Source organism: Pseudomonas sp. MT3, from assembly GCF_054720805.1.
The window spans coordinates 150,493-171,414 of record NZ_JBTVPY010000009.1 but is presented as its reverse complement, the minus strand read 5'-3'; the positions used below and the strand labels follow the sequence as shown (position 1 = coordinate 171,414).

General features: G+C 62.3%; 35 protein-coding genes and 1 pseudogene. 25 read left to right on the top strand and 11 right to left on the bottom strand.

Annotated elements, in window-relative coordinates; genetic code table 11:
• Positions 1-74 precede the first annotated feature (74 nt).
• From ACYCAX_RS11695 to ACYCAX_RS11655, 9 genes are all read right to left on the bottom strand, one after another.
• A complete protein-coding gene (locus tag ACYCAX_RS11695) occupies positions 75-674 on the bottom strand; it encodes a terminase small subunit (protein WP_460248064.1) in 600 nt (199 codons plus the stop codon).
• A gap of 12 nt (positions 675-686) precedes the next feature.
• Positions 687-1,013 carry a phage holin family protein gene (locus tag ACYCAX_RS11690; RefSeq protein WP_460248063.1) on the bottom strand — a complete coding sequence of 109 codons (327 nt, stop codon included), beginning with the start codon at positions 1,011-1,013 and terminating at the stop codon, positions 687-689.
• Positions 1,006-1,386, bottom strand: coding sequence for a putative holin (locus ACYCAX_RS11685; RefSeq protein ID WP_460248062.1), 381 nt, complete (start codon positions 1,384-1,386; stop codon positions 1,006-1,008). The genes ACYCAX_RS11690 and ACYCAX_RS11685 overlap by 8 nt, the downstream gene beginning before the upstream one ends.
• Before the next feature lie 175 nt (positions 1,387-1,561).
• Entirely contained in the window at positions 1,562-2,431 is an 870-nt protein-coding gene (locus ACYCAX_RS11680; protein ID WP_460248061.1) for a hypothetical protein, read from the bottom strand.
• A gap of 28 nt (positions 2,432-2,459) precedes the next feature.
• Positions 2,460-2,903, bottom strand: coding sequence for a RusA family crossover junction endodeoxyribonuclease (locus ACYCAX_RS11675; protein ID WP_460248060.1), 444 nt, complete (start codon positions 2,901-2,903; stop codon positions 2,460-2,462).
• Positions 2,896-4,311, bottom strand: a complete 1,416-nt coding sequence (gene dnaB, locus ACYCAX_RS11670; RefSeq protein ID WP_460248059.1) for a replicative DNA helicase — start codon at positions 4,309-4,311, stop codon at positions 2,896-2,898. Before dnaB ends, ACYCAX_RS11675 begins: the two co-directional genes overlap by 8 nt.
• Positions 4,304-5,344, bottom strand: coding sequence for a hypothetical protein (locus ACYCAX_RS11665; RefSeq protein ID WP_460248058.1), 1,041 nt, complete (start codon positions 5,342-5,344; stop codon positions 4,304-4,306). Before ACYCAX_RS11665 ends, dnaB begins: the two co-directional genes overlap by 8 nt.
• Before the next feature lie 224 nt (positions 5,345-5,568).
• The gene (locus ACYCAX_RS11660) at positions 5,569-5,877 is read right to left on the bottom strand and encodes a CII family transcriptional regulator (protein ID WP_460248057.1); all 309 of its coding nucleotides are present in this window, start codon (positions 5,875-5,877) and stop codon (positions 5,569-5,571) included.
• Positions 5,878-5,879: 2 nt separating this feature from the next.
• Positions 5,880-6,083 (bottom strand): Cro/CI family transcriptional regulator, encoded by a 204-nt coding sequence (locus tag ACYCAX_RS11655; RefSeq protein WP_460248097.1) that lies wholly within the window; start codon positions 6,081-6,083, stop codon positions 5,880-5,882.
• 117 nt (positions 6,084-6,200) lie between these two features.
• Here ACYCAX_RS11655 and ACYCAX_RS11650 point away from each other — a divergent pair, with 117 nt between their 5' ends.
• From ACYCAX_RS11650 to ACYCAX_RS11620, 7 genes are all read left to right on the top strand, one after another.
• Positions 6,201-7,070: a hypothetical protein gene (locus ACYCAX_RS11650; protein WP_460248056.1), complete on the top strand. Its 870-nt coding sequence runs from the start codon at positions 6,201-6,203 to the stop codon at positions 7,068-7,070.
• 26 nt (positions 7,071-7,096) lie between these two features.
• Positions 7,097-7,408: an outer membrane protein assembly factor BamE gene (locus tag ACYCAX_RS11645; RefSeq protein WP_460248055.1), complete on the top strand. Its 312-nt coding sequence runs from the start codon at positions 7,097-7,099 to the stop codon at positions 7,406-7,408.
• A gap of 1 nt (position 7,409) precedes the next feature.
• Positions 7,410-7,859 (top strand): hypothetical protein, encoded by a 450-nt coding sequence (locus tag ACYCAX_RS11640; protein WP_460248054.1) that lies wholly within the window; start codon positions 7,410-7,412, stop codon positions 7,857-7,859.
• A gap of 110 nt (positions 7,860-7,969) precedes the next feature.
• Complete coding sequence (locus ACYCAX_RS11635; RefSeq protein WP_460248053.1) at positions 7,970-8,158, top strand: hypothetical protein; 189 nt, start codon at positions 7,970-7,972, stop codon at positions 8,156-8,158.
• 56 nt (positions 8,159-8,214) lie between these two features.
• Positions 8,215-8,451 carry a hypothetical protein gene (locus tag ACYCAX_RS11630; RefSeq protein ID WP_460248052.1) on the top strand — a complete coding sequence of 79 codons (237 nt, stop codon included), beginning with the start codon at positions 8,215-8,217 and terminating at the stop codon, positions 8,449-8,451.
• Positions 8,452-8,501: 50 nt separating this feature from the next.
• Positions 8,502-8,768, top strand: a complete 267-nt coding sequence (locus ACYCAX_RS11625; RefSeq protein WP_460248051.1) for a hypothetical protein — start codon at positions 8,502-8,504, stop codon at positions 8,766-8,768.
• 226 nt (positions 8,769-8,994) lie between these two features.
• On the top strand, positions 8,995-9,543 hold the full coding sequence (locus ACYCAX_RS11620; RefSeq protein WP_460248050.1) for a DUF4760 domain-containing protein: 549 nt from the start codon (positions 8,995-8,997) through the stop codon (positions 9,541-9,543).
• 179 nt (positions 9,544-9,722) lie between these two features.
• Here the strand turns inward: ACYCAX_RS11620 and ACYCAX_RS11615 are convergent, their stop codons facing one another.
• Positions 9,723-10,061: a hypothetical protein gene (locus tag ACYCAX_RS11615; protein ID WP_460248049.1), complete on the bottom strand. Its 339-nt coding sequence runs from the start codon at positions 10,059-10,061 to the stop codon at positions 9,723-9,725.
• 764 nt (positions 10,062-10,825) lie between these two features.
• On the opposite strand from ACYCAX_RS11615, the gene ACYCAX_RS11610 reads away from it, so the two are divergent.
• From ACYCAX_RS11610 to ACYCAX_RS11575, 8 genes are all read left to right on the top strand, one after another.
• The gene (locus tag ACYCAX_RS11610; RefSeq protein WP_460248048.1) at positions 10,826-11,104 is read left to right on the top strand and encodes a hypothetical protein; all 279 of its coding nucleotides are present in this window, start codon (positions 10,826-10,828) and stop codon (positions 11,102-11,104) included.
• Positions 11,101-11,274: a hypothetical protein gene (locus ACYCAX_RS11605; protein ID WP_460248047.1), complete on the top strand. Its 174-nt coding sequence runs from the start codon at positions 11,101-11,103 to the stop codon at positions 11,272-11,274. Before ACYCAX_RS11610 ends, ACYCAX_RS11605 begins: the two co-directional genes overlap by 4 nt.
• A 135-nt stretch (positions 11,275-11,409) precedes the next feature.
• Positions 11,410-11,886 carry a hypothetical protein gene (locus ACYCAX_RS11600; RefSeq protein ID WP_460248046.1) on the top strand — a complete coding sequence of 159 codons (477 nt, stop codon included), beginning with the start codon at positions 11,410-11,412 and terminating at the stop codon, positions 11,884-11,886.
• A 30-nt stretch (positions 11,887-11,916) separates the two neighbouring features.
• Positions 11,917-12,420, top strand: a complete 504-nt coding sequence (locus ACYCAX_RS11595; protein WP_460248045.1) for a hypothetical protein — start codon at positions 11,917-11,919, stop codon at positions 12,418-12,420.
• A 195-nt stretch (positions 12,421-12,615) separates the two neighbouring features.
• Entirely contained in the window at positions 12,616-12,951 is a 336-nt protein-coding gene (locus ACYCAX_RS11590; protein ID WP_460248044.1) for a hypothetical protein, read from the top strand.
• Positions 12,920-13,108: a hypothetical protein gene (locus tag ACYCAX_RS11585; RefSeq protein ID WP_460248043.1), complete on the top strand. Its 189-nt coding sequence runs from the start codon at positions 12,920-12,922 to the stop codon at positions 13,106-13,108. Before ACYCAX_RS11590 ends, ACYCAX_RS11585 begins: the two co-directional genes overlap by 32 nt.
• Positions 13,095-13,310 carry a hypothetical protein gene (locus tag ACYCAX_RS11580; RefSeq protein WP_460248042.1) on the top strand — a complete coding sequence of 72 codons (216 nt, stop codon included), beginning with the start codon at positions 13,095-13,097 and terminating at the stop codon, positions 13,308-13,310. The genes ACYCAX_RS11585 and ACYCAX_RS11580 overlap by 14 nt, the downstream gene beginning before the upstream one ends.
• Complete coding sequence (locus ACYCAX_RS11575; RefSeq protein ID WP_460248041.1) at positions 13,307-13,441, top strand: hypothetical protein; 135 nt, start codon at positions 13,307-13,309, stop codon at positions 13,439-13,441. The genes ACYCAX_RS11580 and ACYCAX_RS11575 overlap by 4 nt, the downstream gene beginning before the upstream one ends.
• Here the strand turns inward: ACYCAX_RS11575 and ACYCAX_RS11570 are convergent.
• On the bottom strand, positions 13,438-13,728 hold the full coding sequence (locus ACYCAX_RS11570) for a hypothetical protein (protein WP_460248040.1): 291 nt from the start codon (positions 13,726-13,728) through the stop codon (positions 13,438-13,440). The genes ACYCAX_RS11575 and ACYCAX_RS11570 overlap by 4 nt on opposite strands.
• A 65-nt stretch (positions 13,729-13,793) precedes the next feature.
• Here ACYCAX_RS11570 and ACYCAX_RS11565 point away from each other — a divergent pair, with 65 nt between their 5' ends.
• The 10 genes and pseudogenes from ACYCAX_RS11565 (at position 13,794) to ACYCAX_RS11520 (ending at position 20,884) form a co-directional block, all read left to right on the top strand.
• Positions 13,794-14,702: a YqaJ viral recombinase family nuclease gene (locus tag ACYCAX_RS11565; protein WP_460248039.1), complete on the top strand. Its 909-nt coding sequence runs from the start codon at positions 13,794-13,796 to the stop codon at positions 14,700-14,702.
• Between the two features lie 14 nt (positions 14,703-14,716).
• Positions 14,717-15,607, top strand: coding sequence for a recombination protein RecT (gene recT, locus ACYCAX_RS11560; protein ID WP_460248038.1), 891 nt, complete (start codon positions 14,717-14,719; stop codon positions 15,605-15,607).
• Positions 15,608-15,613: 6 nt separating this feature from the next.
• Positions 15,614-15,814 (top strand): hypothetical protein, encoded by a 201-nt coding sequence (locus tag ACYCAX_RS11555; protein ID WP_460248037.1) that lies wholly within the window; start codon positions 15,614-15,616, stop codon positions 15,812-15,814.
• 12 nt (positions 15,815-15,826) lie between these two features.
• Positions 15,827-16,594: a cell division protein FtsK gene (locus tag ACYCAX_RS11550; protein ID WP_460248036.1), complete on the top strand. Its 768-nt coding sequence runs from the start codon at positions 15,827-15,829 to the stop codon at positions 16,592-16,594.
• A gap of 3 nt (positions 16,595-16,597) precedes the next feature.
• On the top strand, positions 16,598-18,340 hold the full coding sequence (locus ACYCAX_RS11545) for an AAA family ATPase (protein WP_460248035.1): 1,743 nt from the start codon (positions 16,598-16,600) through the stop codon (positions 18,338-18,340).
• 273 nt (positions 18,341-18,613) lie between these two features.
• On the top strand, positions 18,614-19,075 hold the full coding sequence (locus tag ACYCAX_RS11540) for a hypothetical protein (RefSeq protein ID WP_460248034.1): 462 nt from the start codon (positions 18,614-18,616) through the stop codon (positions 19,073-19,075).
• Positions 19,076-19,134: 59 nt separating this feature from the next.
• Positions 19,135-19,398, top strand: coding sequence for a hypothetical protein (locus ACYCAX_RS11535; protein WP_460248033.1), 264 nt, complete (start codon positions 19,135-19,137; stop codon positions 19,396-19,398).
• A pseudogene (locus ACYCAX_RS11530) lies at positions 19,395-19,580 on the top strand (DNA cytosine methyltransferase); the annotation flags it as partial. The gene ACYCAX_RS11535 and the pseudogene ACYCAX_RS11530, both read left to right, overlap by 4 nt.
• A gap of 17 nt (positions 19,581-19,597) precedes the next feature.
• Positions 19,598-19,834, top strand: coding sequence for a DUF4224 domain-containing protein (locus ACYCAX_RS11525; protein WP_460248032.1), 237 nt, complete (start codon positions 19,598-19,600; stop codon positions 19,832-19,834).
• A gap of 3 nt (positions 19,835-19,837) precedes the next feature.
• Positions 19,838-20,884, top strand: coding sequence for a phage integrase (locus ACYCAX_RS11520; RefSeq protein WP_460248031.1), 1,047 nt, complete (start codon positions 19,838-19,840; stop codon positions 20,882-20,884).
• Positions 20,885-20,922: the final 38 nt, after the last annotated feature.

Below are 20,922 nucleotides of genomic sequence, written 5' to 3'. Positions count from 1 at the left end.
TTCCTCGCAGGCACCCGAATCCAGCCACGAAGCCGCAGAACTTGTGCGGCAGGGCAAGAAACTTCGCCTGAGGCCTATTCAGCGTCGGCATCGCGCACCCTCGCGTCGATGATGGTCACCGCGACGCTGGTCGGCGGCGCATCGTCCTCGGGGTTCTCCAGCAGCTTCAGCTCGGCGCGCTTCTTCGCCACTTCCAGGCGCTTCAGCTCGATGTCCAGCGCGGCCGACTCGGTGCCGACGTGCCGGCTCAGCAGCTCCAGGTTGCGGAGCTTGTCCGGCCACTTGACCTTGCGGAGAACGCCGGCGATTCGGCGGTCATCACCACGGCCTTCAAACAGCTCGGCGACCTCGATGCCGGACAGGAACTGGCGCCAGACCTTGGGCCATTCGCGGATCGGCTTGAAGCTGCCGTCATCCTCGTGGATATCCAGCACGTCCATCTCGTCGATCTCGCGCAGGCGGCGGACGACGTAGTCGGCGGAGACCTCAGTGCGCTTCGACCGCTCGGCCATAGCCTCGGCGATCGCTTCGGCCACCTCCGGCACGCGGAGCAGCTCGTAGCCCATTTCTGCCGCGCGCTTCGGGGCGTACCCGGCTCGGATGGCTGCCTGCGTCGCGTTGAGGTCGACCAGGTACTCCTCGACGAACAGGCGCCGCTTCTTGTTCAGCGCCATAGGGACCTCAGGTTAGGGATGCCGGCGGCGATCCACTCCGTCCCAGTGTTCGCTCCAGTCAATGCGGACGATGCGCGCCACGTTGCCACGCGCCTTGAAGACCAGGACCGCCAGCACCAGCAGGATGATCAGCAGCCAAGGCGACAGGCTGTAGTGAGGGTGGCCACGCAGCAAGTCCAGGAAAAACGTCAGGGAGTAGCAGCCAGAGCCCACCGACAGCAGGTAAGCCAGTAGCGAAACGCCAGCGCGGTAGCGCGCACCCTGCCGGCGGTAGCTGGCGATGCGAACGCAGATGGCGCTGCAGATGACAGCAGCGACAAGGGCCCACGGATCAACCATTCCGACCATCGCGATCATCTCGACCTCCGAAGCGGCCCGCGACGAAGCGGAGCCAGCCAGGCGTCTTCCCCCCTTGCACCCACTCAAGCAAGCTGATGCCCACGTAGACGCACAACAGGGCTCCAAGCCCGGCCACCAAGCCAGAGGTCTCCACCCATTGTTTGCCGACGAGCTCGCCGGCGATGTAGTAACCGAAGATCCAGGACACCAGGAAGTAGCCGATGCGGGTCAGCACCGACAGGTCCTTGGCCTGGACGACGAAGAACATGGCGCCGGCGAAGGCGCCGATCAGGGCATTGACGTCGATGCCCAGCAGGTAACCGCCGCCGAATCCGACGGCGCCAGCAACTGCAACGGCTCCGGCTTCGGACATGGGGCGATCTCCAGGGCGTGTTCAGGCAGATGGGCTGCGTACGTTGCGCAGCCCTGGTGTGGTGCTTTCCTCAGGCAACAAAAAACCCGGCACGGAGGCCGGGTTTCTGTGTGTTCTGGTGCTTGGGTGCAACTGTGCACAATGGCGAAACAGTATCGAAATGCTCACCAAGTCGTCAAGCAGCGTGCTTCAGGCGCTCTTTCTGGCTCCAGTAGGCCGCCACGCGGTCGTGGTACCGGCGATGCACATGGGGCTGTTCCAGGATGTCGTCACCCCACTCTTCGCGGTATGCCGCGCTGTAACCCTTCATCCGTGCCGCCCATGCCGCCAGTTGTTGGTCGGACATGCTGCGCAGACGTTCGGCTAGGCGTTGCTGGTGGTGATCACGGCGTACCGCGTACCGCTCGGCGCGCTGTTCAGCTACCACGTCACGATCCGTCTGTAGCCAGCGCCAGCCAGGCCCCCGGCGAAGCCCGCTTTGCTTCGCGACCACCTGCGCCACCGGCGCCAGCGCCTTCGCGTCGAGTTGATCGACGGCCTTGGCCAAACGCTCCCAGATGCCAGCCCAGTCTCGAGCCCAATGCGGAATGCTCGGCCCGGCTCCGTACCAATCGCGAACGAACTCGCAGACCTGACCCGGCGCCCATGTATCGCGCCCGTTGACCGCTGCCTTGTGGCTCTTGATCGCGGCCAAGGCCATCCAGTAGGCGATTTCCTGGCGCCGCTGCGAGCATGCCGGCAATTCGGCAGTGAACCAGACCAGGGAGTGAGCGATGTTCAGGTCCTGGCCGTTGGCGATGGGCGAGTACAGCGTATGCCCGAAGTGCTGCAGCGGCTTCGGTAGCGTGCCGATAGCGGCCTGCACCAGACCGGCCGCCAACATGTGGGCGGTGCGCCCGTTGGTGTCCTTGCGGTCCGGGTGCGTCTCGTTGGCCACCCGCCCCCGCTTGCCGAGCTTCGCCTTCTCCGCGTCCACGGCGAGGACTGAGTCGCGGTTCTCGTACATGCAGTCGTGCCAGGCTTGGCGTGCGCTGATCAGTCTCATTTCGGCTCTCCCCTGTGGTTTTCTGTGGTCACTGCTCGCCCTCGAGGAGAGGGACGACTTTCACTCGCACGCCCGGCGTTTCGCCATAGCGCTTCCCCACCATCGCCTTCACGACCTGGACGTCATCCTTCCAGACGACACCGTTCAGGCCGTCGAAAATCGCTTTAATCACGTTATCCGCGTCCGGTTTCTTGGTGGGGTACAGCTGCCCGGCCAGTGCCTGGGCCTTCCGCTTTTTCGACATGGATTGAGGGATGCTCAGGGCGATATCCAGCTCCACCAGCACCGGCCCTTCGATCAGGGCGCGACCCAGCATGGCCTGGTGTCCGGCGTGCGCGATCAGCCCCTCGTAGTTGATGGTCTTGTCGCTGGAGTGCATGCGCGTGAAACCATGCCGGGTACTCAGTCTCGGCCTTCCCTTCCCCACCGGCTCGCCGGGTACCGTGAAGAGCACGGGGCGCAGGTCAGTCATTGGCATGACCTCCCTTCATGCCCCGGTACCGACTGGCCATGCTGGTGACCTTGGCCGGCTGCGGATGCTCGTCGAAATCCAGCTCCTCCAGCGCTCCAGGCGCCAACTGCTCGAAACGCGAGTATTTGCCCAGGAAGGCGCAACGCACGGTGCACGGCTCGCCGTTGCGGTGCTTGCCGATGATCACCTCGGCGATCCCCTTGTACTGGGTCTCCGGGTGATACACCTCGTCGCGGTACACGAACATGATCACGTCGGCGTCCTGCTCGATGGCGCCGGATTCGCGCAGGTCGGACATCATCGGGCGCTTGTTCGGGCGCTGCTCCAGCGAGCGGTTGAGCTGGGACAGAACGATGACCGGGATTCCAAGCTCCATCGCCAGCAGCTTGCATTGGCGGGACATGTCGCTGACGTCCTCGGTACGGCTCGACTTGCCGGAGCTCTCCAGCAGCTGCAGGTAGTCCACCACCAGCAGGCTCAGCCCGTGGCGCTGCTTGTGGCGCCGAGCCAGAGCGCGCAGGCGGGCCGCGTTCAGCCCTGGGCGGTCGGCCATGTACAACTTCGAGCGCTTGACCTTCAGCGAGGCAGAGTTCAGTTCAGCGTAGTGATCAGCCGGTGCAGAACCGTCCTTGATCGCGGTGAGCGGGATGCGCCCGAGCGAAGCCAGGATGCGGTCCATCAGGCCGCCGTTGGTCATTTCCAGCGAGACCACCAGGGCCGAATCCCCAATCTCGCAGGCGACGTGCTCGGCGATGTTGATCGCCAAGGCGGTCTTGCCCATCGCCGGACGGCCAGCAATGACGATCATGTCGCCGGGCTTCATGCCCATCAGGCGCTGGTCCAGGTCGCCGATACCGGTGGCCAGGCCGTCCAGTTTGCCACCGAGGTCGGAGCGGCGCTGCAGCTCCTCGATGTGGTCGGTCAGCACGTCAGCGGCATGGCGGACTTCGTGCGTCGAGATTTTCGAATCCAGAGCCATGACCATCGCCTGGGCAGCGCCGACCTTGTCGGCCTGGGTCGCATCGCTGTGGGCCAGCTCGTGCAGGCGGTCACCAGCAGCAGCGAGGGCTCGGTCAACCGCACGCTCCCGAACGATCCGCGAGTAGGTTCCGGCGTTGGCAACACTCGGCGTGCCCTGGATGATCTTGGCGATGTAGGCCAGTCCGGTGATCAGGCCATCGGTGGTCTGGACCTGGTACCGGTCGCCCAGGAATTCACCGACGGTCACGATGTCGGCCGGCTGGCTGTCGCTGTGCAGAGCCAGGATGGCACGGTACAGGTCGCCGTTCTCCGGCCAGTAGAAATCCTCGGGCGTCAGGTCGGCCGACAGCACGTCGATGAGTTCGTTGCGCAGCAGCATGGCGCCCAGGACGCCCTGCTCGGCTTCCAGGCTGAACGGGTCACGCATGGTAATTCCCCTCGACGATCTTCACGAAGTTCGACGGCGCGATGATCCAGTCGAACGTGGCACGGAATGGTTTCCCGCCGTTGCGGCCAGGAACGTTGCCCATCAGGAACGGTGATGCCCTGACGGTTTCGAACAGCTCCTGCCAGAACTCCATCGAGCGGTGGGCTTCGTGCTCTCGCCATCTGGCTTGCAGGTGGCGTCGACGATTGTCGTTGAGCAGGGCTACCGCTGGCAGCTCTGGCAGCGTTCGGTGGTACAGGTCTGCGATGGCCTGGGCTGGGCACGGTTTGATCCCGTGCTGGTGGCCGTTGAGGTTTTCAGGTTGGTCGGGTTCGAACAGGTCTTGGTCGTTCGACTGGTCCGGTTGAGGCGCAGCGTCAACGAGTCCATCGTCAGATGGACTTAGCTCTTGATCTTTAATCCCTGTCCCTGTCCCTGTCCCTGTCTTAGCCGTGTCAGGTGCGTGACCTGTCACAGTGACTGGTTCGTGACCTGTCACAGTGACTGGTTCGTGACCTGTCACAGGTTTAACGATCTTCTCTAAACGTGACCTGAGCTCGGACGTATGGGTGTTCCAGGGCAGGACGATTCCAACTGCCCGGAGCGCATCGAACATCCGCTTGCGGTCCTCGCGCTCCTTCTGTTTCCGGGCTTTCTCGTTGTCCTTGGCCTCGCGATACTCAACGCGCTCGGCCCAGGCCTCGATAGCTTTCTCGGCCACTACCGGGTGGTAAAGACGGCCATCGGAGCACTCGATAAAGCCCCTCAATGCACCCTCACGGACCTTGCGCCAGCCCTTGATATCGCTTCGGCCATACCCGGCATAGGTAGCAAGAGCTGTGTCGGAATTGGGTAGAGAACCGGCTGGAACCTGTCCCCAGGATGCGCACCACAGCAGAACTGCGGCGCGGAATTCATCGCCAGTGGCCTCGATCGCCAAGTCGCTGTCGCGCAACCTGGCCACATCCAGTGGCATGAAAGACAGTCCGCGCAGATCAACATCCGGCGGAACAAGTGGTTCAGGAAGCGACATTTGAGGCCTCCTTCGGCCTACACAGCGACGCTCGGAGATGCGCAAGGCATTCCCGGCGGGCTTTCTCTTTCGCGATAGGGCTGTAGCTCTGCTTGATCAGGCGGGCAGCCTGCAGGGCCATCTGCTGATGGAATGCGATATCGCCGGCAGGAACTGGAGCAGTACCACCGAGCCCCTGCAGGACCTCGTCAAGGACTTCGGACACCGGACGATTGGCAAGCACGTCAATCCCACTCCAGCTGCTCGACGCTCTCTACTTCGGAGAGCTTCGACTTCGCCAAGTGCAAGATCGCGCCGATCTCCTTCTCGTTGAAGCACTTCATCTCGCTGCCCACGACCTTCAGGTCCAGCACGGCGAGGATGCGGGCGAACTCCAGGAACTTCTCCGGCTTCATCCTGCTGATCGTCGACTCGTCGCAACCCACTGCAAGCGCCACCGGCGCGTTGCCGACCGATGCAAGACGCTGCACGACAAGGCTGTAGATCTTGCGGGCCCTTGCTTCCTGCTCAGGGTTCAATTGAGGCGTGGACATGGTCAGGACGCCAGCTTTTGCCAGGGGAACTCGGGGCACAAATCCGCCCTGCTCACCTGGCCGCCTGCGAGCTCCTCAATTAGAGCAGCGCGCGCGGCTGGAACTGGCCTCAGGCCAGAGCACCACTGACTGACAGTCGGGGCGCGAACACCAAGGAGGCGAGCCAATTTGGCTTTACCGCCAACAATCCTGGCAGCCGCTTCCATCGCTTCGGTTGGGGTCATAGGAGTGTTCTCCAGTTGATCTGGAGAACAGAATAAGGCATTGGCTAATAAATTGACAAGCCATTGCCTAACCAGCTAATTGAAAGGCCATATTAGGCAATGCTTACAGGACCAGAACTCGGAGCCGCCATCGAGGCCGCCCGAATAAAGAAAAAAATCGCCAAGAATGCCCTTGCTGAAGCGTTCGGGGTAAAGCCGCCCTCAATCCAGGGCTGGGTCAAAAATGGACGCATCGATAAATCGAAGCTGATCGATGTGATGAAGTACTTTTCCGACGTTGTTGGCCCCGAGCATTGGGGGCTAAATCCTGCGGAAGCGGAATTGCTGGGGGTTGGTTCTGGGTTTTCGGAGTCTCAATCACATGCCGGTGGACCGAAATTCAGAGCCGACTATTTCCAAAGCAAGGCAAACGATTTCGTGAGCAAGGCTGCCAGCCACTACGAAACCCTGGCGCTACCTGAAGACGCCGAGCGGGTTCGGACCATCATCCAGAACATCCACGCGCTCACTGAATACAAAAGCGGTGATCGAGAGCTCTCATGGCTATCCAATCTGCTTGGCATGCCGGTGGACCGCATCCATGCCATCGCGAATCTGGAAGGATCGATTGATGATCTCGTTGATCTCGCCCAGGAGATCGAGATCAAGCTTGGGCTACCAGAAAAGGCGATGACTGATTCCGATCCGGCCTCCCCCTCACGCCGTGCGTTGATTCGCTATCTGCTGACAGATACACCGGGGCTCGATCCGTACATTGCATACGAGGCCAGGCTGAAGGCCGCTCTTGCCGCAATCGAAAAGGCCTGCAACGAGGGACGAACCACCATTGGAACCGTGCATAGGTTGGAGGAAATCGTCCAAGGTCTGCCAACTGAGAAGCGAGAGATGCGCCCTCATCTTGGCCTCATGCCGAGAACCAAGAAGGACAGGGAAAAAGACCCAGAAGAAGACCGTCCGTTCTGGTTCTAGATCTAGCCATTTCACAAGGAGGTCCCATGCGAGCAATCGCTATCGCAGCGCTATTGATCACCCTGACCGGCTGTGCCAGCCGGGGGACGCCCATTGAGCAAGAGGATGTACGTCAGATCGTCCAAGGACAAACGACCTTCGATCAGATGATCGAACGATTTGGCAACCCGCTTTCCCAGTCCTTCGACTCCGAAGGGAATCTGCAGGCAATCTGGTTCTACGTCTACGTAGGGCCGTTCGGGACCGGCATGGAGCAGCAGAACCTGACGGTACTCTTCGACAAGGACAACAAGGTCAAACGGTACGTGATGACCAATGGTCAGCCGGGGAAGCGCTGATATGACGACGCGACGACTTGCCGGAATTTACCTGGTCCAGTCCATCTCTCTGATAAGCGCATGCGCCTGGACTGGCGCTGCACTCGCTGAGCCGACGTACATCGAAAAAATGACCGGGCTTCCAGCAGTTTGCACCATCGATGACATGTATCAACAGACCGAGGTTGATGCTGCCGCGAAGGAATTTGGCGAAGGCAGCAAGAATTGGTCCAAGGCATTCCACTCCCGACTTGAAGCTATACGCACTTGCGTGGACGGAGCAAAAGAAAAGGGAAAGCTGCTTTACAAAGCTGAGGTGGCGAGCAAGCCAGAGCTGAAGCACCAGCTTTCCGAAATGTATATCGCATGGCTTGATTATCTCGATCATCTATCCGATCAGGACAGGTCAGCATTTGAAGAAGCCTACGAGCAATCTGCAAATCGGCTTAAAGCTGAGCTCGACGCTAGCTGATGCTGCGCCTCAAGCCCAGACATGGCTTTAGCGCGGCCATCTGGCGCGGCGGCTCGATGTAGCCAGGTCATCTCGCGTGGCAGTGATCTATAGGCAGACAAGGAGTGGCAATGGACTGGCTGAAAGTCGTTCTCTGGTCAATCTACTGGACCGGGAATGTCGGAACCTTCATCAAGCTGACGTTCTTCGACGGCTACCACTACAACTGGTGGAACTGGATGATCGCTATCCCAGTGAACGAGTTCCTTTCTGTCATCTGGCCGCTCTACTGGGCGATCCTCAGGCCGTTTTTCTCGTGATCTACCGGCAGATAACGGATCCTGCTTCAGAAGTGGCATAGGGAGATCGTCGAGCAATGAAACAGGCACTCGGCTGGGCGTTCTTTTCCGGCCTGGCACTAATCGCCATCGATGTCCTGTACTACCTGGGAACCGGGAAAGGGGGCGAGCTTTTCGTTGTCGGGATGGTGGCCTGCTGCGCATGCGCACTTATTGGCGGAATTTTCGAACGCTCAGGCAAGCTAGAAGACTACATCACGATGTCCGTGGCGCTTGCGTTCTTTGGCTGGCTCGCTTTCAAGGAATTTTTCTGAGGCGATACCAGATCATCATGGGTAACTGATTCATCACTGGAGATTGGCCTATGTCGACCTTTGCAATGATCGTTGCATCGTTCCTTGATCCGATTGCCTGGGTGATCGGTATCGTGATTGGTCTGATTTTCAAGAAGGCCTGGCTTGCCGCTCTGGTCTCAGCGGTGGCGGTGTTCGGCGTGTCTCTTTTCCTGCTTCGCAACCCCAGTGACGACGCACTCATCATGAAGCTCGTCAGCGGAGCGGTCATGGGGTTGGCGGGCTGGAAGCTCCGAAAATTGCTCTCTCCGCCGGCAAAGGCGAAGGGCGATAGTTAAGGAGGGTCATGGGGGTGACCTTTCCAGCCATGACATGGTCTAACCTGTGGCTGTTGGAGATCGGTTTGTGACGACAGGCAACACTGTCACGACGCTATGTCACAAATGGACTCCCTGCTGTGTGGTATAAATCAATCAAGCCACGAGACAGTGGCGCCAAAAATCAACCAACGACTGGGGTGGTGCGATGCGCAGAAAACTGAATGATGGATGGGAAGACTACTGAATGGAGGCGTCATCGGCTCAGGAGGGAGCCAAATATCTCGGTGAATCAATAGGGTTTTGGATTCAAACGGCGGTGATACTGCTTGGCGCAGCCGCCGCCGTTGCCACTATCTACGCCAATGGGGTGCTTTCTCGGCGCTCCATCGCCCACAACGAGAAGCTTGCCAGGCAGCGCGCAACAATCGATCTCCTTCTGACACAAAAGACCGACCATAATCTGATCGAGTCGAAGAAAGCTGTGGGTTCGATTCACAGCAATGGAGGCGACTTCACATCGCTTGCCACAAAGGAGAAATCGCAGGATGAGAACCGAGGGCATATCCTGGCGATCATCAATAATTACGAATTCATCGCCCTTGGCATAAGGGAAGGCGCATTAGATGAAGCCATCTATAAGCGTGCCGTATACAGCCAGGTCATGCGCGATTGGAAGGCCATGAAGGCATTCATCATGGAGTTGCGCCGGCAGAACCAGATCGATACCCTTTTCCAAGAATTCGAGGTACTGGCCAAGCGCTGGGAGAAAGAAAAGCTCCAATGCGATAGCTAGCCTTGCGAGAGACCAAAGCCCCGCCACCGAGCGGGGCTTTTCGTTTCTGCCTACCCTTCCCTCCCGGCTCTGCACTGAGCTGACGGCCGCCCTTCCCGCCGCTGAACCTACTACAGCGCCACCCTCCCCACCTGACGCCGAGCCCTGAGCCCGCCGCGAGCGGACTTCTTATTTCCGCTTCAATGCCAACCGTTCCGTTTGGAGCCGCACATCAGGCACTTGCTGTATGCACCGTATCGGCCGGACAGGTGGCGCACGTGGCCGCCGCAATCATCACATCCCCCATTCAGCTCTCCCCTGCTCCAGCGATATTCAAGCCAGGCGTTCCAGCTGCACCACAGGGCGCCAATCGCGGTCATGGAAAGCGCACCGAAATACAGCGCGCGCTTGAACGGCAAGGAAATCTGCTCGTAAGGCGCCGATGCAATTGGGTCAATCAGGATTGCCCCAGCGAGGCCCGCTAACAACAGGGTAACGGGGCGCCCATTAAGGCGGAGAAAACGAGGAAGGTTCGTCATCGTGTGGCCACTCCTTGGCTGAAGAAGAAAGACGATCATTTTGCCACTATCCAGCCTTTCCGACCAGAAGCCCGCTAGCGCGGGCTTTTTTGTGTGCGCGCGGAATTTATTAGGCAAAATTAGGCATTGGCTATTTACAAGACATTAGGCATTGGCTTATCTTCCTCTCAACGCCACCACAACACGGCGCCAGGCCACCGAGCCGACCGTTCTTTAAGAACCAGACGAATCCAGCGACGTACCGGCGCCAGCCGGTGGGGAAAAGCTAAACCGTCGCCCATGCAGCCTCTGGACAGCTGCCGGACTCGCCAGATCGCGAGGACGCCAAACCATGCGAGCCACCCGACGTGACGCCAGTAGCGGCGACGGGGAGAGGTTGGGAGACCCGGCACCAAAGCATGGCGCGGAACAAACACAGAGGAGGGACCAGACCATGCAGTAGGAAGACCAGCCGGCGAACGGGCCGGCAGTAGCGCGAACCCTGCCCCAATCACTCGGGCAACAGAGCTGCAGTAAGGCGCGCTCCATTCACCCAGGAACCGATGACCACCGCAGCGCAGCCGATTAGCCGTGGTGACCAGGAAGCTCGAAGCCCACACCCGCGAAGCTCGCCAGGCGATCGGCCGCCTTGGAAGCAGACAGCTTGATGAGCATGCAGCCGCGCAAGACCCCAGCAGGTGCGCGCGGCACCAATGCATCACTGAAGCGCCTTCCACAGAGGGCGCTTTGGGATGACAACGAACACAGCCCAGGAGGGCAAGAAGATGGGGCAAATATCCATTGTTGGTTACGAAAGCGAATGCCACTGCGAACACTGCGGTCGCGCACTGAAGCATGGGATCCGCTTGAGCGATGGGCGCGTGGTGGGGGCTTCCTGCTTCGACAAGAAGCTGACCATGCCGCGCAGCTATCAGGGCAAAACCTTCCGCTTCGGCGCCGAGTTCATCGTAAAGATCGCGAAGGTGGTGCAGTTCTACTCGCCATCCAACTGGTCCCGCTTCGGGGTTTCGGCGTCGAGCACCATCTTCGAGGTGGCCGCATGAAAGCGAATCCAAAGCGCGGACAGGCAAGCCTGAAGGGTGACGGGCGCGACTATTCGCGCCTGGTGCTCGCAGCCTTCGACTCAATCGAGGATGAAGCGGAAACAACCAGGATCGTTGAGCTGAACCGCCGACGGCGCGAAGTGAATGAAAGCGCCAAGAAACGGTTTTGAGCAACAGGTGCCACATCATCACTTCTGCCGCTTCACCGAGGCGGCAGCGGGATGCCTACCAGCATCAATTCCCCTTGGTTTTGCCCGGCTCCGGCCGGGTTCTTTTCCCCGCCCAGTCGAGCACAAGGACAGACCATGAGCATTCCAGCATCCATCAAAGCATCTGAACTCCCCGCCTTCGGCCAGCAGTTCGCCGGCGGCACCCTCTTTACCCGTCAGTGGTACGGCGACAAGGAATACGCCCTGGTGGCGCTCGGCGCCGACACCGAACTCTCCGGTGTCTGGGGCGAGTATGGCCAGGACGTGGCCACCAACCACGGCGACGGCGAAGCCAACACCCGCGCGATGGCCGAAGCCGGTAGCGAGCTGGCCGCTAAGGTGCTGGTCCTGGAGGCCTTCATCCCCTCCGCGCTCGAATCGCACCAAATGATGTTCGCCAAGCAGCTCGGCTACCTGACCGACCTGCGCGAGGATGCCTGGTACTACACCAGCACGCAGTACTCCGCCGACTACGCCTTCCTCATGGACTTCGAGGATGGCTGGCAGGACTACTACGTCAAGGGCACCGAGCGCCTCGCGCGCCCCGTCCGCAAGATTCTCATCCTCCATTGATTCATTACTTCAGTCCTTCTGGAGAGCACCATGACCGATATCGCCGCCTACGCCATCAAGCCGCTTGTTCAGTTCCTTGATCCGAAAGACCTTCCCGCCCGCGGGCAGCCATTTGCCGGAGGCACCTTCATCGATCGCTATTGGGTCAATGATCAGGAGCGCGCCCTGGTCCTTCTCGGCCCCGAACATGAGCCGAGTGGTGCCTGGGGTGAGTACGGCCAGGACGTGGCCACCCACTACATCGACGGGGCGGCAAATACCCAGGCTATGGCAGAGGCTGGTAGCGAGCTCGCCAAGAAGGTTCTGGCGCTGGCCGCACACATTCCATCCTGCCTGGAGGGTCAGCTGCTGATGGCAGCCAAGCACGCCGGTCTGATCACCGACCTTCGCGAGGATCGATTCTATTGGCTGAGCACGCAGTACTCCGCCCTCAGCGCCTTCATCATGGCCTTCGAGGATGGCTGGCAGGGCTACGGCGACAAGGGCTGCGAGCGCCTCGCGCGCCCCGTCCGCAGCCTGCCCATCCTTCAGTAATTCACTCCTTCATTCTTTCCGCCTGCAGGCGATTCGCGGGGCCACGCCCACCGCGGCCAGACCTGACGCATTCCGGGTAGCGCCGGACGTTCGCTCCTTTCGCGAGGTACGCCATGTGGCTTTCCGAATACCGCCGGCGCGCCCGCTTCCGTGGCGCCCAGGCGGCCTACGACCTGCGCGGCGATCCCTTGTGGGATGGCCCTGATCCTGAACCCGAAGAGCTCGACGAGGAATGCAGCGATGACGACAGCGACGATCAACGCCGACTGGGCGAAGAAGAAAGCCCGCTGGATGTTGGAACGCGAGATTCACCTGATCAGCACCAGAGCTGTGCCTAGCGCCGAGGCCGCCAGGGCAATGGTCGAGGCCTACACCGTCGTTTCTCTGCTCGACGATCAGCAGCACGACGACTTCATCCGGCTGGCGGAGGACGCGGCGCGCAAACGCAAGCGCCAGCTCACCGCCAGCCGCGTAAACCGCCTTCTTGAGGAGATCCGGAATGACGACCAGACCTGTGCAATCGCTCGTTGACGACCAGCTCGCCGACCTGATCATGCCGGCCGGTGCCGATCTTGCCGCTGCTCTCGGCCTGCCGCGCGAGACGCTGGTGCAGAACCTGCCGCGCCGTATGGCGCTGACCATCAAGAAAGGCCGGAAGTGCCTGGGGGTGCGCCGTGGAACTCAATGACGGCGACGCCACATTCGTTGGTTCCTTCAACAAGGTCGCTTGGACCGAGGATGGCCGGAAGCTCACGTTCGGGTTCAAGCCCCCGCGCGGCGAGCAGTTCGCAGTCCTTCTCCTTGGCAGCGCTCCGAAGGGCGCCGAGGACTTCGACATCGAGGCCGCGCTGAACCGTCTGGGATTCTTCCGCCGGGAGCCGCGGCCATGAACGCCAAGCGCAAAGCCACCCTCATCGGCGCCCTGCTTGCCTGCGCATTCTACCTGATCCTGCTCCTCGGTCCTGCTATCGGCGGGCACATCACCGGGGAGCAACCAGTCGGCAGCAGCCAGTCGAATTAGTGCTTCGCCGCCTTCTCTTGCTCCAGGACCTTCCTTGAAAGCTCCAGGATTGTGTTCGTAGCACTCTGGTACAGGAAGAAATGGCCTACAGCCCTTCCCTGCGGCTCGTAGATATAGCTAAAGCCGGCAGTCAGGGCTTTGTGAATTTCCTTGATTCCAAGAGCTGATGCGAGATTGACCATGATCTCTTCCAGGCTATCCCGCTGGCTTGTCCCCGTGTGCTTCGTCGTCGCCGTGTAAACGCCCCTTTCAGGTGTCGGCGCTGTAACGATCTTTGCCTTCTGCATCGCTGATCTCCTTATCAAAAAACTGAATCTAACAGCTGCCACATCTACGGTGGCAAGGACTTCCTATGTCTGCAGCTCTCGCATCGGTCGGCGCGCTCGACCGGACCAAATATTTAGGCGGCAGCGATGTCGCCGGCATCCTCGGCATCAGCCCCTGGCGCACCCCGATGGACGTGTACCTGGACAAGGTCCAGCCGCGCACCGGCCCGGTCGACCCGGCGAAGCAGAAAATCTTCACCCGCGGCCAGCGGATGGAGCCCTACGTGATCGACCTGCTGGCCGAAGAGACCGGCCTGAAGATCATCGGCCGCGGCAACCGCTACCGCGATCACCAGCACGACTTCATGGCCGCCGAGATCGACGCCGAGGCCGCCAGCGGCGAGAACATCGAGATCAAGACGGTCAGCCCCTTCAAGGCGAAGGAATGGGGCGAGCAGCAGACCGACGCCGTCCCGGTCCACTACACCGCCCAGGCCATGCACGGCCTGATGGTCACCGGCCGCCAGGTCTGCGTCTTCGGCGTGCTGATCGGTGGAGATGACTTCCGCGTGTACCGGGTCGAACGTGACGACGAGACCATCGCGGCGATTCGCCAGAAGGAAGTCGAGTTCTGGGAGCGCATCCAGCGCCTGGATCCGCCGGAGGCCACGGCCATCAGCGACATCCTGCGGATGTTCGAGCGCGACGCCGGCACCAGCATCGAAGCCGACGGCAAGGTCGTGGAGGTGTTCAACCGCCTGCGCGAGCTGAAGGCCCAGGCCAAGGGCCTGGACTACGAGATCGAGTCCGCCGAGGAGCGCATCAAGCTCTTCCTGCAGGACCACGCCAGCCTGACGGTCAACGGCAAGTCGGTGCTCACCTGGAAGACCCAGAGCACCAGCCGCTTCGATCAGACCGCCTTCAAGGAAGCCCACCCCGCGCTGTTCGAGCAGTTCAAGAAGACGAGCGAATCCCGCGTATTGCGCATCAAGTGACCCCGGAGCCCAGCATGTCCGCTACCGCCCTGAAAGCCGCCGCGACCGGCAATGTCGCCAACAACGGCCAGCCGAAGACGCTGGCCTCCCTCATGACCGACCCGAAGATCAAAGCCCAGATGGCCCTGGCGCTGCCGAAGCACATGACGGCCGACCGCCTGGCGCGCATCGCGCTCACCGAGATCCGCAAGGTTCCGGCCCTGGCCAAGTGCAACCAGGAGAGTTTCCTCGGCGCCGTGATGCAGTGCGCCCAGCTCGGTCTGGAGCCGGGCAACGCCCTCGGCCATGCCTATCTGCTTCCGTTCGGCAACGGCAAGGCCCGCGACGGCCTAGCGAACGTCCAGCTGATCATCGGCTACCGCGGCATGATCGACCTGGCGCGCCGCTCCGGGCAAATCGTCTCGCTGACTGCCCGCACCGTTCACCAGAACGACCAGTTCAGCTACCGCTACGGCCTGGATGAAGATGTTCAGCACGTTCCGGCTGAGGGCGAGCGCGGCGCCATGACCCACGTCTACGCCGTCGCCAAGCTGAAGGATGGCGGCGTGCAGTTCGAGGTCATGAGCAAGGCCGACGTCGACAAGGTGCGCGCCACCAGCAAGGCGTCCGGAAACGGACCGTGGGTCACCCACTACGAGGAGATGGCGAAGAAGACCGTCATCCGCCGGCTGTTCAAGTACCTGCCGGTCAGCATCGAGCTGCAGACCGCCGTCACCCTGGATGAGCGTGCCGACGCAGGGCTCGACCAGGACAACGCGTCGATCCTCACCGGCGAGTACAGCGTCGTCGATGACCAGCCGCTGGGCGACGCGCCGGAGGGCGTGAACACCGACACCGGCGAGATCACCGACCCGCAGGCCGGCAAGCACGGCGGCGACGATGAGCCTCCGCTTGACCTCGGGTAACCGGCCATGACCAGCCAGACCATCGAAGAGCAGTTCGACCGCGTGGAGGAGTTCACCAGCCTCCTCTGCGCGGCGGAGCTCAGCGCCGCCAACACCTGGGAAGAGCAGTTCACCGCCGACCTGCGCGCGAACTTCCAGCGCTACGGTGCGCGGATGTTCCTGAGCGAGTCCCAGCACACCACCCTCGATCGCATCGCCAACCAGTAGGAACCCGACCCCATGAGCCAGAACAACGCCGCTTTCCTCCACATGACCGCCGACACGCTCGGCAAGAGCCTGCTGCAGGGCCTGATTCAGGAAATCCGCATCCTGCCCGACGTCTGGCAGAAGCTGTCCGAAGCCAAACAGACCGACGTGATCGACCGCCTGGAGCAGCAGGTGCGCAATGCCGCCACCATCGCGGTGCACACCATTGCCGGCGCCGAGCGTGAAACGGTCTACGGCAAGCTCGAATCCATCGCGGCCAAGGACAAGATGAAGGCCGTGATCGTGGTGAACCACTCCAGCCCGAACAAGCACGACCTGCTGGACGCGGTGAACGAAGACTGCCTGCTGATCATCGGGGGCGCGGCCGAGTTCCTCGACGGCATGAAGGACGTGAAGGCCGATCCGGACCAGAACCCTCTGGACCTGAATGGCGGCGACCACGACATGGAAGACCCTGGCGCCTGGGGTGGCGAGCAAGCGGCAGACGACAGCGACGTCGTCGACGCCGAGTTCCAAGAGCTGCCGCAACTCACCGTCGAGCGCTTCGCCGGCCACACCCTGGGAGAGATCGCCATCGGCGTCGCCACCAAGAAGGACGTGTTCGATGCAGCCTGGCTGCAATCGCGCTTCGCCCTCACCACCGAGGAGGCCGAGCGCGTCGTTCTCCAGCTGCTGGACCAGGGCGTCATCGTGCTCGAGCAGGAGAACGAGGAATCCCGCGAACTGAACACATACCGCGTCATCAAGAAGCCGGGGGACATTGCCCTCGACCTGGAGTGAGCCATGCGCATCACGAAACTCGAAATCACCAACTTCCAAGGGCTGCGTCATGCGGCCCTTGATGTTTCTGCGCCGGTGCTCCTGGTGGCCGGCCACAACGGCGCCGGTAAGAGCAGCCTTCTGGACGCCATCTGCCACGCATTTACCGGCAAGCCTCGCCGCGTCGCGCAGAAGCAGCACATGAACCAGCTGATCACCGAGGGCGCCAAGAAGGGCGAGGCCCGCGTCGAGTGGTTGGATGCGGCCAATGAGGTACAGGTCTGCGGGGTGGCGCTGCCCACCGGCAAGGGCTCCCCCCTCACCGACTCGCCGTTCCTGCCCTACGTGCTCGACGCCAGCCGCTTCGCCGCGCTGGAGTCCAAGGAGCGCCGGAAGGTTCTGTTCGAGCTCAGCGGCGCCAGCGCCAGCCCTGCGGTAGTCGGCAAACGCCTGGAAGCCAAGGGCATGGACCTGAAGCTGTTCGAGAAGGTGAAGCCCCTGCTCCGCTCCGGGTTCCCGGCAGCCGTCGAGCAGGCCAAGGCCTACGCCAGCGAGGCGCGCGGCGCCTGGAAGGCGATCACCGGAGAGAACTACGGCAGCGAGAAGGCCATCGACTGGGCGCCCGAGCTGGTTGCCTCCGTGGTGACCGACGACCAGGTCGAAGAAGCCGGCAAGGCCCTGCAGGCGCTTGAGGACGATCTCGCCGAGGCCCAGCAGGCCCTGGGCGCCAGCAAGCAGGCCCGCACCGCTGCCGACAGCCGCGCCCGGCGCATCGCCGAACTGCGCGAGCTGGCCGAACTGGAGCCGCGCCGCCGCAACAAGCTCACCACCGACGAGCAGAGCCAGGACGAGTGGTCGGAGAAGGTCATGGCCGCCGAGCTGGCCTCGTCCGGCAGCGTGCCGCACCAGCCGCTGACCTGCCCCCACTGCCAGGGCGCGGTAGATCTGCAGGCCGGCACCTTGGTGGTGCACCAGCCGCCGGAGAAGATCGCTGATGCCGAGGCCGCCCGCCGGCTGCCGGAGTATCGCGGCTATCTGGCCAGCGCCCAGCGCGCCGTGGAGAACAGCCAGCGCGACCTGAACGAGTGCCTGGCTGCCGCCGAGCAGATCAAGGCCCTGGAAGCCGAGTCCGCCAGCGCGCCGACCACCGAGGCGATCGCCAACGGTGAGCAGGCCATCAACGAGCTGCGCCAGACCCGTGACGCGAGCCGCGCGAAGCTGGCCGCCCTGCAGGAAGCCCTGGACGCCGCCGCTCAGCGTGAAAGCTCGATCGCGAAGGCGCAGGCCGCGCACCAGGACGTGGTGGCGTGGACCGGCATGGCCGACGCGCTGTCGCCCACCGGCATTCCGGCGGAGATCCTCGCCGACGCTATTGGCCCGGTGAACGACACCCTGAAGCGCCTGGCCGGCACCGCAGGCTGGTCGCCGGTGGAGATAAGCGCCGACATCGACGTGACCTTCGGCGGCCGGCTCTACGGCCTGCTGTCCGAGTCGGAGCGCTGGCGGTGCGACGCGACCATCGCTCTGGCCATCGCGACGATCTCCGGCCTGCGCCTGGTCCTGCTGGATCGCTTCGACGTGCTGGACCTGCCGAGTCGCGGCCACGCCATCGCGCTGATGCGCGCCGTGACCTTCGACCGCGAGATCGACTCGGTGATCGTTGCCGGCACGCTGAAGGAGCAGATGGGCAAGACGCCGGAATGGCTGCAGGCGGTCTGGATCGACAAAGGCTATCTCGTCGATGACCAGCACCACCTCGCAGCCTGACCCTCAACACTGGCGCTGCAACGGCGCCCAGCACCACGAGCCGTCCCCTATGGAATGCAAGATCACCCCCTCTCGCCGGACGGAGGATGCTGCGCGCCTGGCCGCCCTGGTCGCAGCCTCTGGCATCCAGCCGGTACCGGTCGCCGGGTTCACCAGCGTGAAGCCGCTTCCGCCGCGCTCCGAGCGCATTGACCCCGACACAGTCCCGAAACGCCGCCGGCACGGACTCAGCCGCGCTGAGCGGCGCCTGCTGCGTCAGATCGCGGAGGCTCTATGAGCAAGCGAAAGCCCCACAACATGCGAGCGCGGCTGGAGCGATCCTGCCGCGCCCTGCTCAGCTCGAACCATGTGGCCGTCGTAAACCTCGACCCGAGCCAGCGCCAGGGCATGATCAACTGGAAGAACTGCAAGAACATCCCGCCCGGGCGGCAGATCGCCGACGCCATCTGCGATATCGCCCACCAATGGACGATCTACCTCAGCGCGTTCTGCATCGACCAGCGCGGGCAGCGCTACTACCGGTCGGTCGAGATCGCCCCGCAGGGCATATACCTGGTGAAGGACCTGGCCGACGCGATCGAGCACTCCTATCTGGAAGTGCGCAACGACTGCAACCCCAACCATCTGATCGGCTCCGGCTGGATCGCCATCCCCTCCGCCGTCTCGCTCGACGAAGACCAGGCCGCGCGCGTGTTTGACGCCGTTGGCGCCTGGGATCAGCAGAAGGCCGCATAACCCATCACCACGCCATCCGCAGCACTCGCGGTGCGGCGGCGCTCTACCTGGAGAAAGTCATGACTCGCGAAGAGGCCTACGACGCGGTTGCCAAGCTCGCCGCGGAGCACGCGCTGATCCTCCAGGGCTTCGGCGGCGTGCTGACCATCGTTCACCCGGAAACGCAGCGCGCTGAGGGCTTCGAGGAACACTGCCTGTACATGGCAGGCATGGGCCCGATGCCAGAGAGCAAGGGGAAGCCTAAGCCAGAGCCAGCTCCGCATAAGCCGAGAACGGACGAACAGCTCGACATCTTCAACGATACCAAGGAGCCCGCAGCATGATCAGCTACGGATCGGTCTGCAGCGGCATCGAGGCCGCGAGCGTTGCGTGGCACTCACTGGGCTTTCGCGCCGACTGGTTCGCCGAGATAGAACCCTTCCCTTGTGCCGTTCTGGCTCACCGCTGGCCGGGCGTCCCGAACCTGGGCGACATGACAAAGCTGGTCCGTCAGGTGCTGGCCGGCGCGATGAGGTATTGCCAATGGAAACCCAAGCCGAAACCCTCAACGAAGACGAGATTGCCGCCATCACCGGGTACCGGATACCGTCAAAACAGATCGAATGGCTCCGCAGGAATGGCTGGCAGCACGCACTCAGCGGTGCGCGGCGCCCCGTGGTAGGGCGCGTGTACGCGCGTCTCAAGCTGGCAGGCGTGAAACCCTCATCCTCCAATGCCGCGTCAGAGCCGTGGACGTTGGACCTTTCTCGCGTGGGGTAAGAGATGCGCCCGAAGAAACCAGCAAACCGTGACTTGCCGCCAAGGATGATCCGCCGGGTGCGCACGCTGAAATCGGGCCAGGAGTGGGTCGGCTACTACTACGCCGGGCGTGACGAGAAAGGTAAGCGCAAGGAAATCCCGCTGGGCACAGACCCTGACGAAGCTCGCGTGAAGTGGGCGCAGTTGGAGCGAACCAAGGTGCCGGCCACCGCCAAGACGGTCGGCGACCTGTTGCGACGCTACGACCGCGACGTGATCCCCGGCAAGGGCGTCAAGACCCAGAAGGACAACCGGAAGTGCTTGGTGCACCTTTTCCGAGCCTTCGATGACGCGCCGATGGAAGCGATCACGCCGGCTGTCATAGCGCAGTATCGGGACGGCAGGACCGCTCCCGTACGCGCAAACCGGGAGATAGCCCTGCTCTCACATGCATTCAACATGGCCAGGGAGTGGGGGATTTATTCGAAGGAGAACCCGGCGCGGGGCGTCAGACGGAATAAGGAGGCGCCGCGTGACGTGTATGTCACCGACGAGGTGTGGCAGGCAGTGTATAGCGAGGCACCGCGCGAGCTGCAGGTTGCAATGGACATTGCATACCTGACCGGGCAGCGGCCAGCAGACGTGCGGAAGATGCGGTGGTCAGAGGTGACGGACGATTTCCTCCTGGTCGGCCAGGGCAAGACCTCCATGAAGCTGCGGATTCGCCTCCACATCGACGGGCTACGCACCGGCCTGGGCCGGCTGCTCGATCAGCTGGACAAGTCGCGCCCTCATCTGATCACCACCGCCGAGGGAAAGCAGCTCACCGAGTCCATGTTGCGCCAGCGCTTCGAGCCAGCACGCAAGCGGGCGGCAGGGAAGGCGATGGAGAACGGCGACCCCGACCTGGCCGCCGCCATCATGCAGTTCCAGTTCCGCGACATTCGCCCGAAAGCGGCCTCGGAAATAGTCAGCCTGGAGGATGCATCCGACCTGCTTGGCCATACCACCCAGGACATGACGAAGCGCGTTTACCGGCGCGTCGGCAAGGTGGTGAATCCCGTGAAATAGCCAAGGGGTTGCGGAAATGACTCGAATAGTTGCGGAAA

Bases quoted from the DNA above. Each gene is read 5' to 3' on its own strand.
- ACYCAX_RS11680 (WP_460248061.1), bottom strand. From the start codon at position 2,431: ATGAGACTGATCAGCGCACGCCAAGCCTGGCACGACTGCATGTACGAG.
- ACYCAX_RS11585 (WP_460248043.1), top strand. From the start codon at position 12,920: ATGACGACCAGACCTGTGCAATCGCTCGTTGACGACCAGCTCGCCGAC.
- ACYCAX_RS11605 (WP_460248047.1), top strand. From the start codon at position 11,101: ATGAAAGCGAATCCAAAGCGCGGACAGGCAAGCCTGAAGGGTGACGGG.
- ACYCAX_RS11570 (WP_460248040.1), bottom strand. From the start codon at position 13,728: ATGCAGAAGGCAAAGATCGTTACAGCGCCGACACCTGAAAGGGGCGTT.
- ACYCAX_RS11550 (WP_460248036.1), top strand. From the start codon at position 15,827: ATGAGCCAGAACAACGCCGCTTTCCTCCACATGACCGCCGACACGCTC.
- ACYCAX_RS11595 (WP_460248045.1), top strand. From the start codon at position 11,917: ATGACCGATATCGCCGCCTACGCCATCAAGCCGCTTGTTCAGTTCCTT.
- dnaB (WP_460248059.1), bottom strand. From the start codon at position 4,311: ATGCGTGACCCGTTCAGCCTGGAAGCCGAGCAGGGCGTCCTGGGCGCC.
- ACYCAX_RS11665 (WP_460248058.1), bottom strand. From the start codon at position 5,344: ATGTCGCTTCCTGAACCACTTGTTCCGCCGGATGTTGATCTGCGCGGA.
- ACYCAX_RS11575 (WP_460248041.1), top strand. From the start codon at position 13,307: ATGAACGCCAAGCGCAAAGCCACCCTCATCGGCGCCCTGCTTGCCTGC.
- ACYCAX_RS11520 (WP_460248031.1), top strand. From the start codon at position 19,838: ATGCGCCCGAAGAAACCAGCAAACCGTGACTTGCCGCCAAGGATGATC.
- ACYCAX_RS11685 (WP_460248062.1), bottom strand. From the start codon at position 1,386: ATGTCCGAAGCCGGAGCCGTTGCAGTTGCTGGCGCCGTCGGATTCGGC.
- ACYCAX_RS11630 (WP_460248052.1), top strand. From the start codon at position 8,215: ATGAAACAGGCACTCGGCTGGGCGTTCTTTTCCGGCCTGGCACTAATC.
- ACYCAX_RS11635 (WP_460248053.1), top strand. From the start codon at position 7,970: ATGGACTGGCTGAAAGTCGTTCTCTGGTCAATCTACTGGACCGGGAAT.
- ACYCAX_RS11535 (WP_460248033.1), top strand. From the start codon at position 19,135: ATGACTCGCGAAGAGGCCTACGACGCGGTTGCCAAGCTCGCCGCGGAG.
- ACYCAX_RS11625 (WP_460248051.1), top strand. From the start codon at position 8,502: ATGTCGACCTTTGCAATGATCGTTGCATCGTTCCTTGATCCGATTGCC.
- ACYCAX_RS11565 (WP_460248039.1), top strand. From the start codon at position 13,794: ATGTCTGCAGCTCTCGCATCGGTCGGCGCGCTCGACCGGACCAAATAT.
- ACYCAX_RS11545 (WP_460248035.1), top strand. From the start codon at position 16,598: ATGCGCATCACGAAACTCGAAATCACCAACTTCCAAGGGCTGCGTCAT.
- ACYCAX_RS11590 (WP_460248044.1), top strand. From the start codon at position 12,616: ATGGCCCTGATCCTGAACCCGAAGAGCTCGACGAGGAATGCAGCGATG.
- ACYCAX_RS11690 (WP_460248063.1), bottom strand. From the start codon at position 1,013: ATGGTTGATCCGTGGGCCCTTGTCGCTGCTGTCATCTGCAGCGCCATC.
- recT (WP_460248038.1), top strand. From the start codon at position 14,717: ATGTCCGCTACCGCCCTGAAAGCCGCCGCGACCGGCAATGTCGCCAAC.
- ACYCAX_RS11645 (WP_460248055.1), top strand. From the start codon at position 7,097: ATGCGAGCAATCGCTATCGCAGCGCTATTGATCACCCTGACCGGCTGT.
- ACYCAX_RS11610 (WP_460248048.1), top strand. From the start codon at position 10,826: ATGGGGCAAATATCCATTGTTGGTTACGAAAGCGAATGCCACTGCGAA.
- ACYCAX_RS11675 (WP_460248060.1), bottom strand. From the start codon at position 2,903: ATGACTGACCTGCGCCCCGTGCTCTTCACGGTACCCGGCGAGCCGGTG.
- ACYCAX_RS11660 (WP_460248057.1), bottom strand. From the start codon at position 5,877: ATGTCCACGCCTCAATTGAACCCTGAGCAGGAAGCAAGGGCCCGCAAG.
- ACYCAX_RS11650 (WP_460248056.1), top strand. From the start codon at position 6,201: ATGCTTACAGGACCAGAACTCGGAGCCGCCATCGAGGCCGCCCGAATA.
- ACYCAX_RS11615 (WP_460248049.1), bottom strand. From the start codon at position 10,061: ATGACGAACCTTCCTCGTTTTCTCCGCCTTAATGGGCGCCCCGTTACC.
- ACYCAX_RS11525 (WP_460248032.1), top strand. From the start codon at position 19,598: ATGGAAACCCAAGCCGAAACCCTCAACGAAGACGAGATTGCCGCCATC.
- ACYCAX_RS11555 (WP_460248037.1), top strand. From the start codon at position 15,614: ATGACCAGCCAGACCATCGAAGAGCAGTTCGACCGCGTGGAGGAGTTC.
- ACYCAX_RS11600 (WP_460248046.1), top strand. From the start codon at position 11,410: ATGAGCATTCCAGCATCCATCAAAGCATCTGAACTCCCCGCCTTCGGC.
- ACYCAX_RS11540 (WP_460248034.1), top strand. From the start codon at position 18,614: ATGAGCAAGCGAAAGCCCCACAACATGCGAGCGCGGCTGGAGCGATCC.
- ACYCAX_RS11695 (WP_460248064.1), bottom strand. From the start codon at position 674: ATGGCGCTGAACAAGAAGCGGCGCCTGTTCGTCGAGGAGTACCTGGTC.
- ACYCAX_RS11620 (WP_460248050.1), top strand. From the start codon at position 8,995: ATGGAGGCGTCATCGGCTCAGGAGGGAGCCAAATATCTCGGTGAATCA.
- ACYCAX_RS11655 (WP_460248097.1), bottom strand. From the start codon at position 6,083: ATGGAAGCGGCTGCCAGGATTGTTGGCGGTAAAGCCAAATTGGCTCGC.
- ACYCAX_RS11640 (WP_460248054.1), top strand. From the start codon at position 7,410: ATGACGACGCGACGACTTGCCGGAATTTACCTGGTCCAGTCCATCTCT.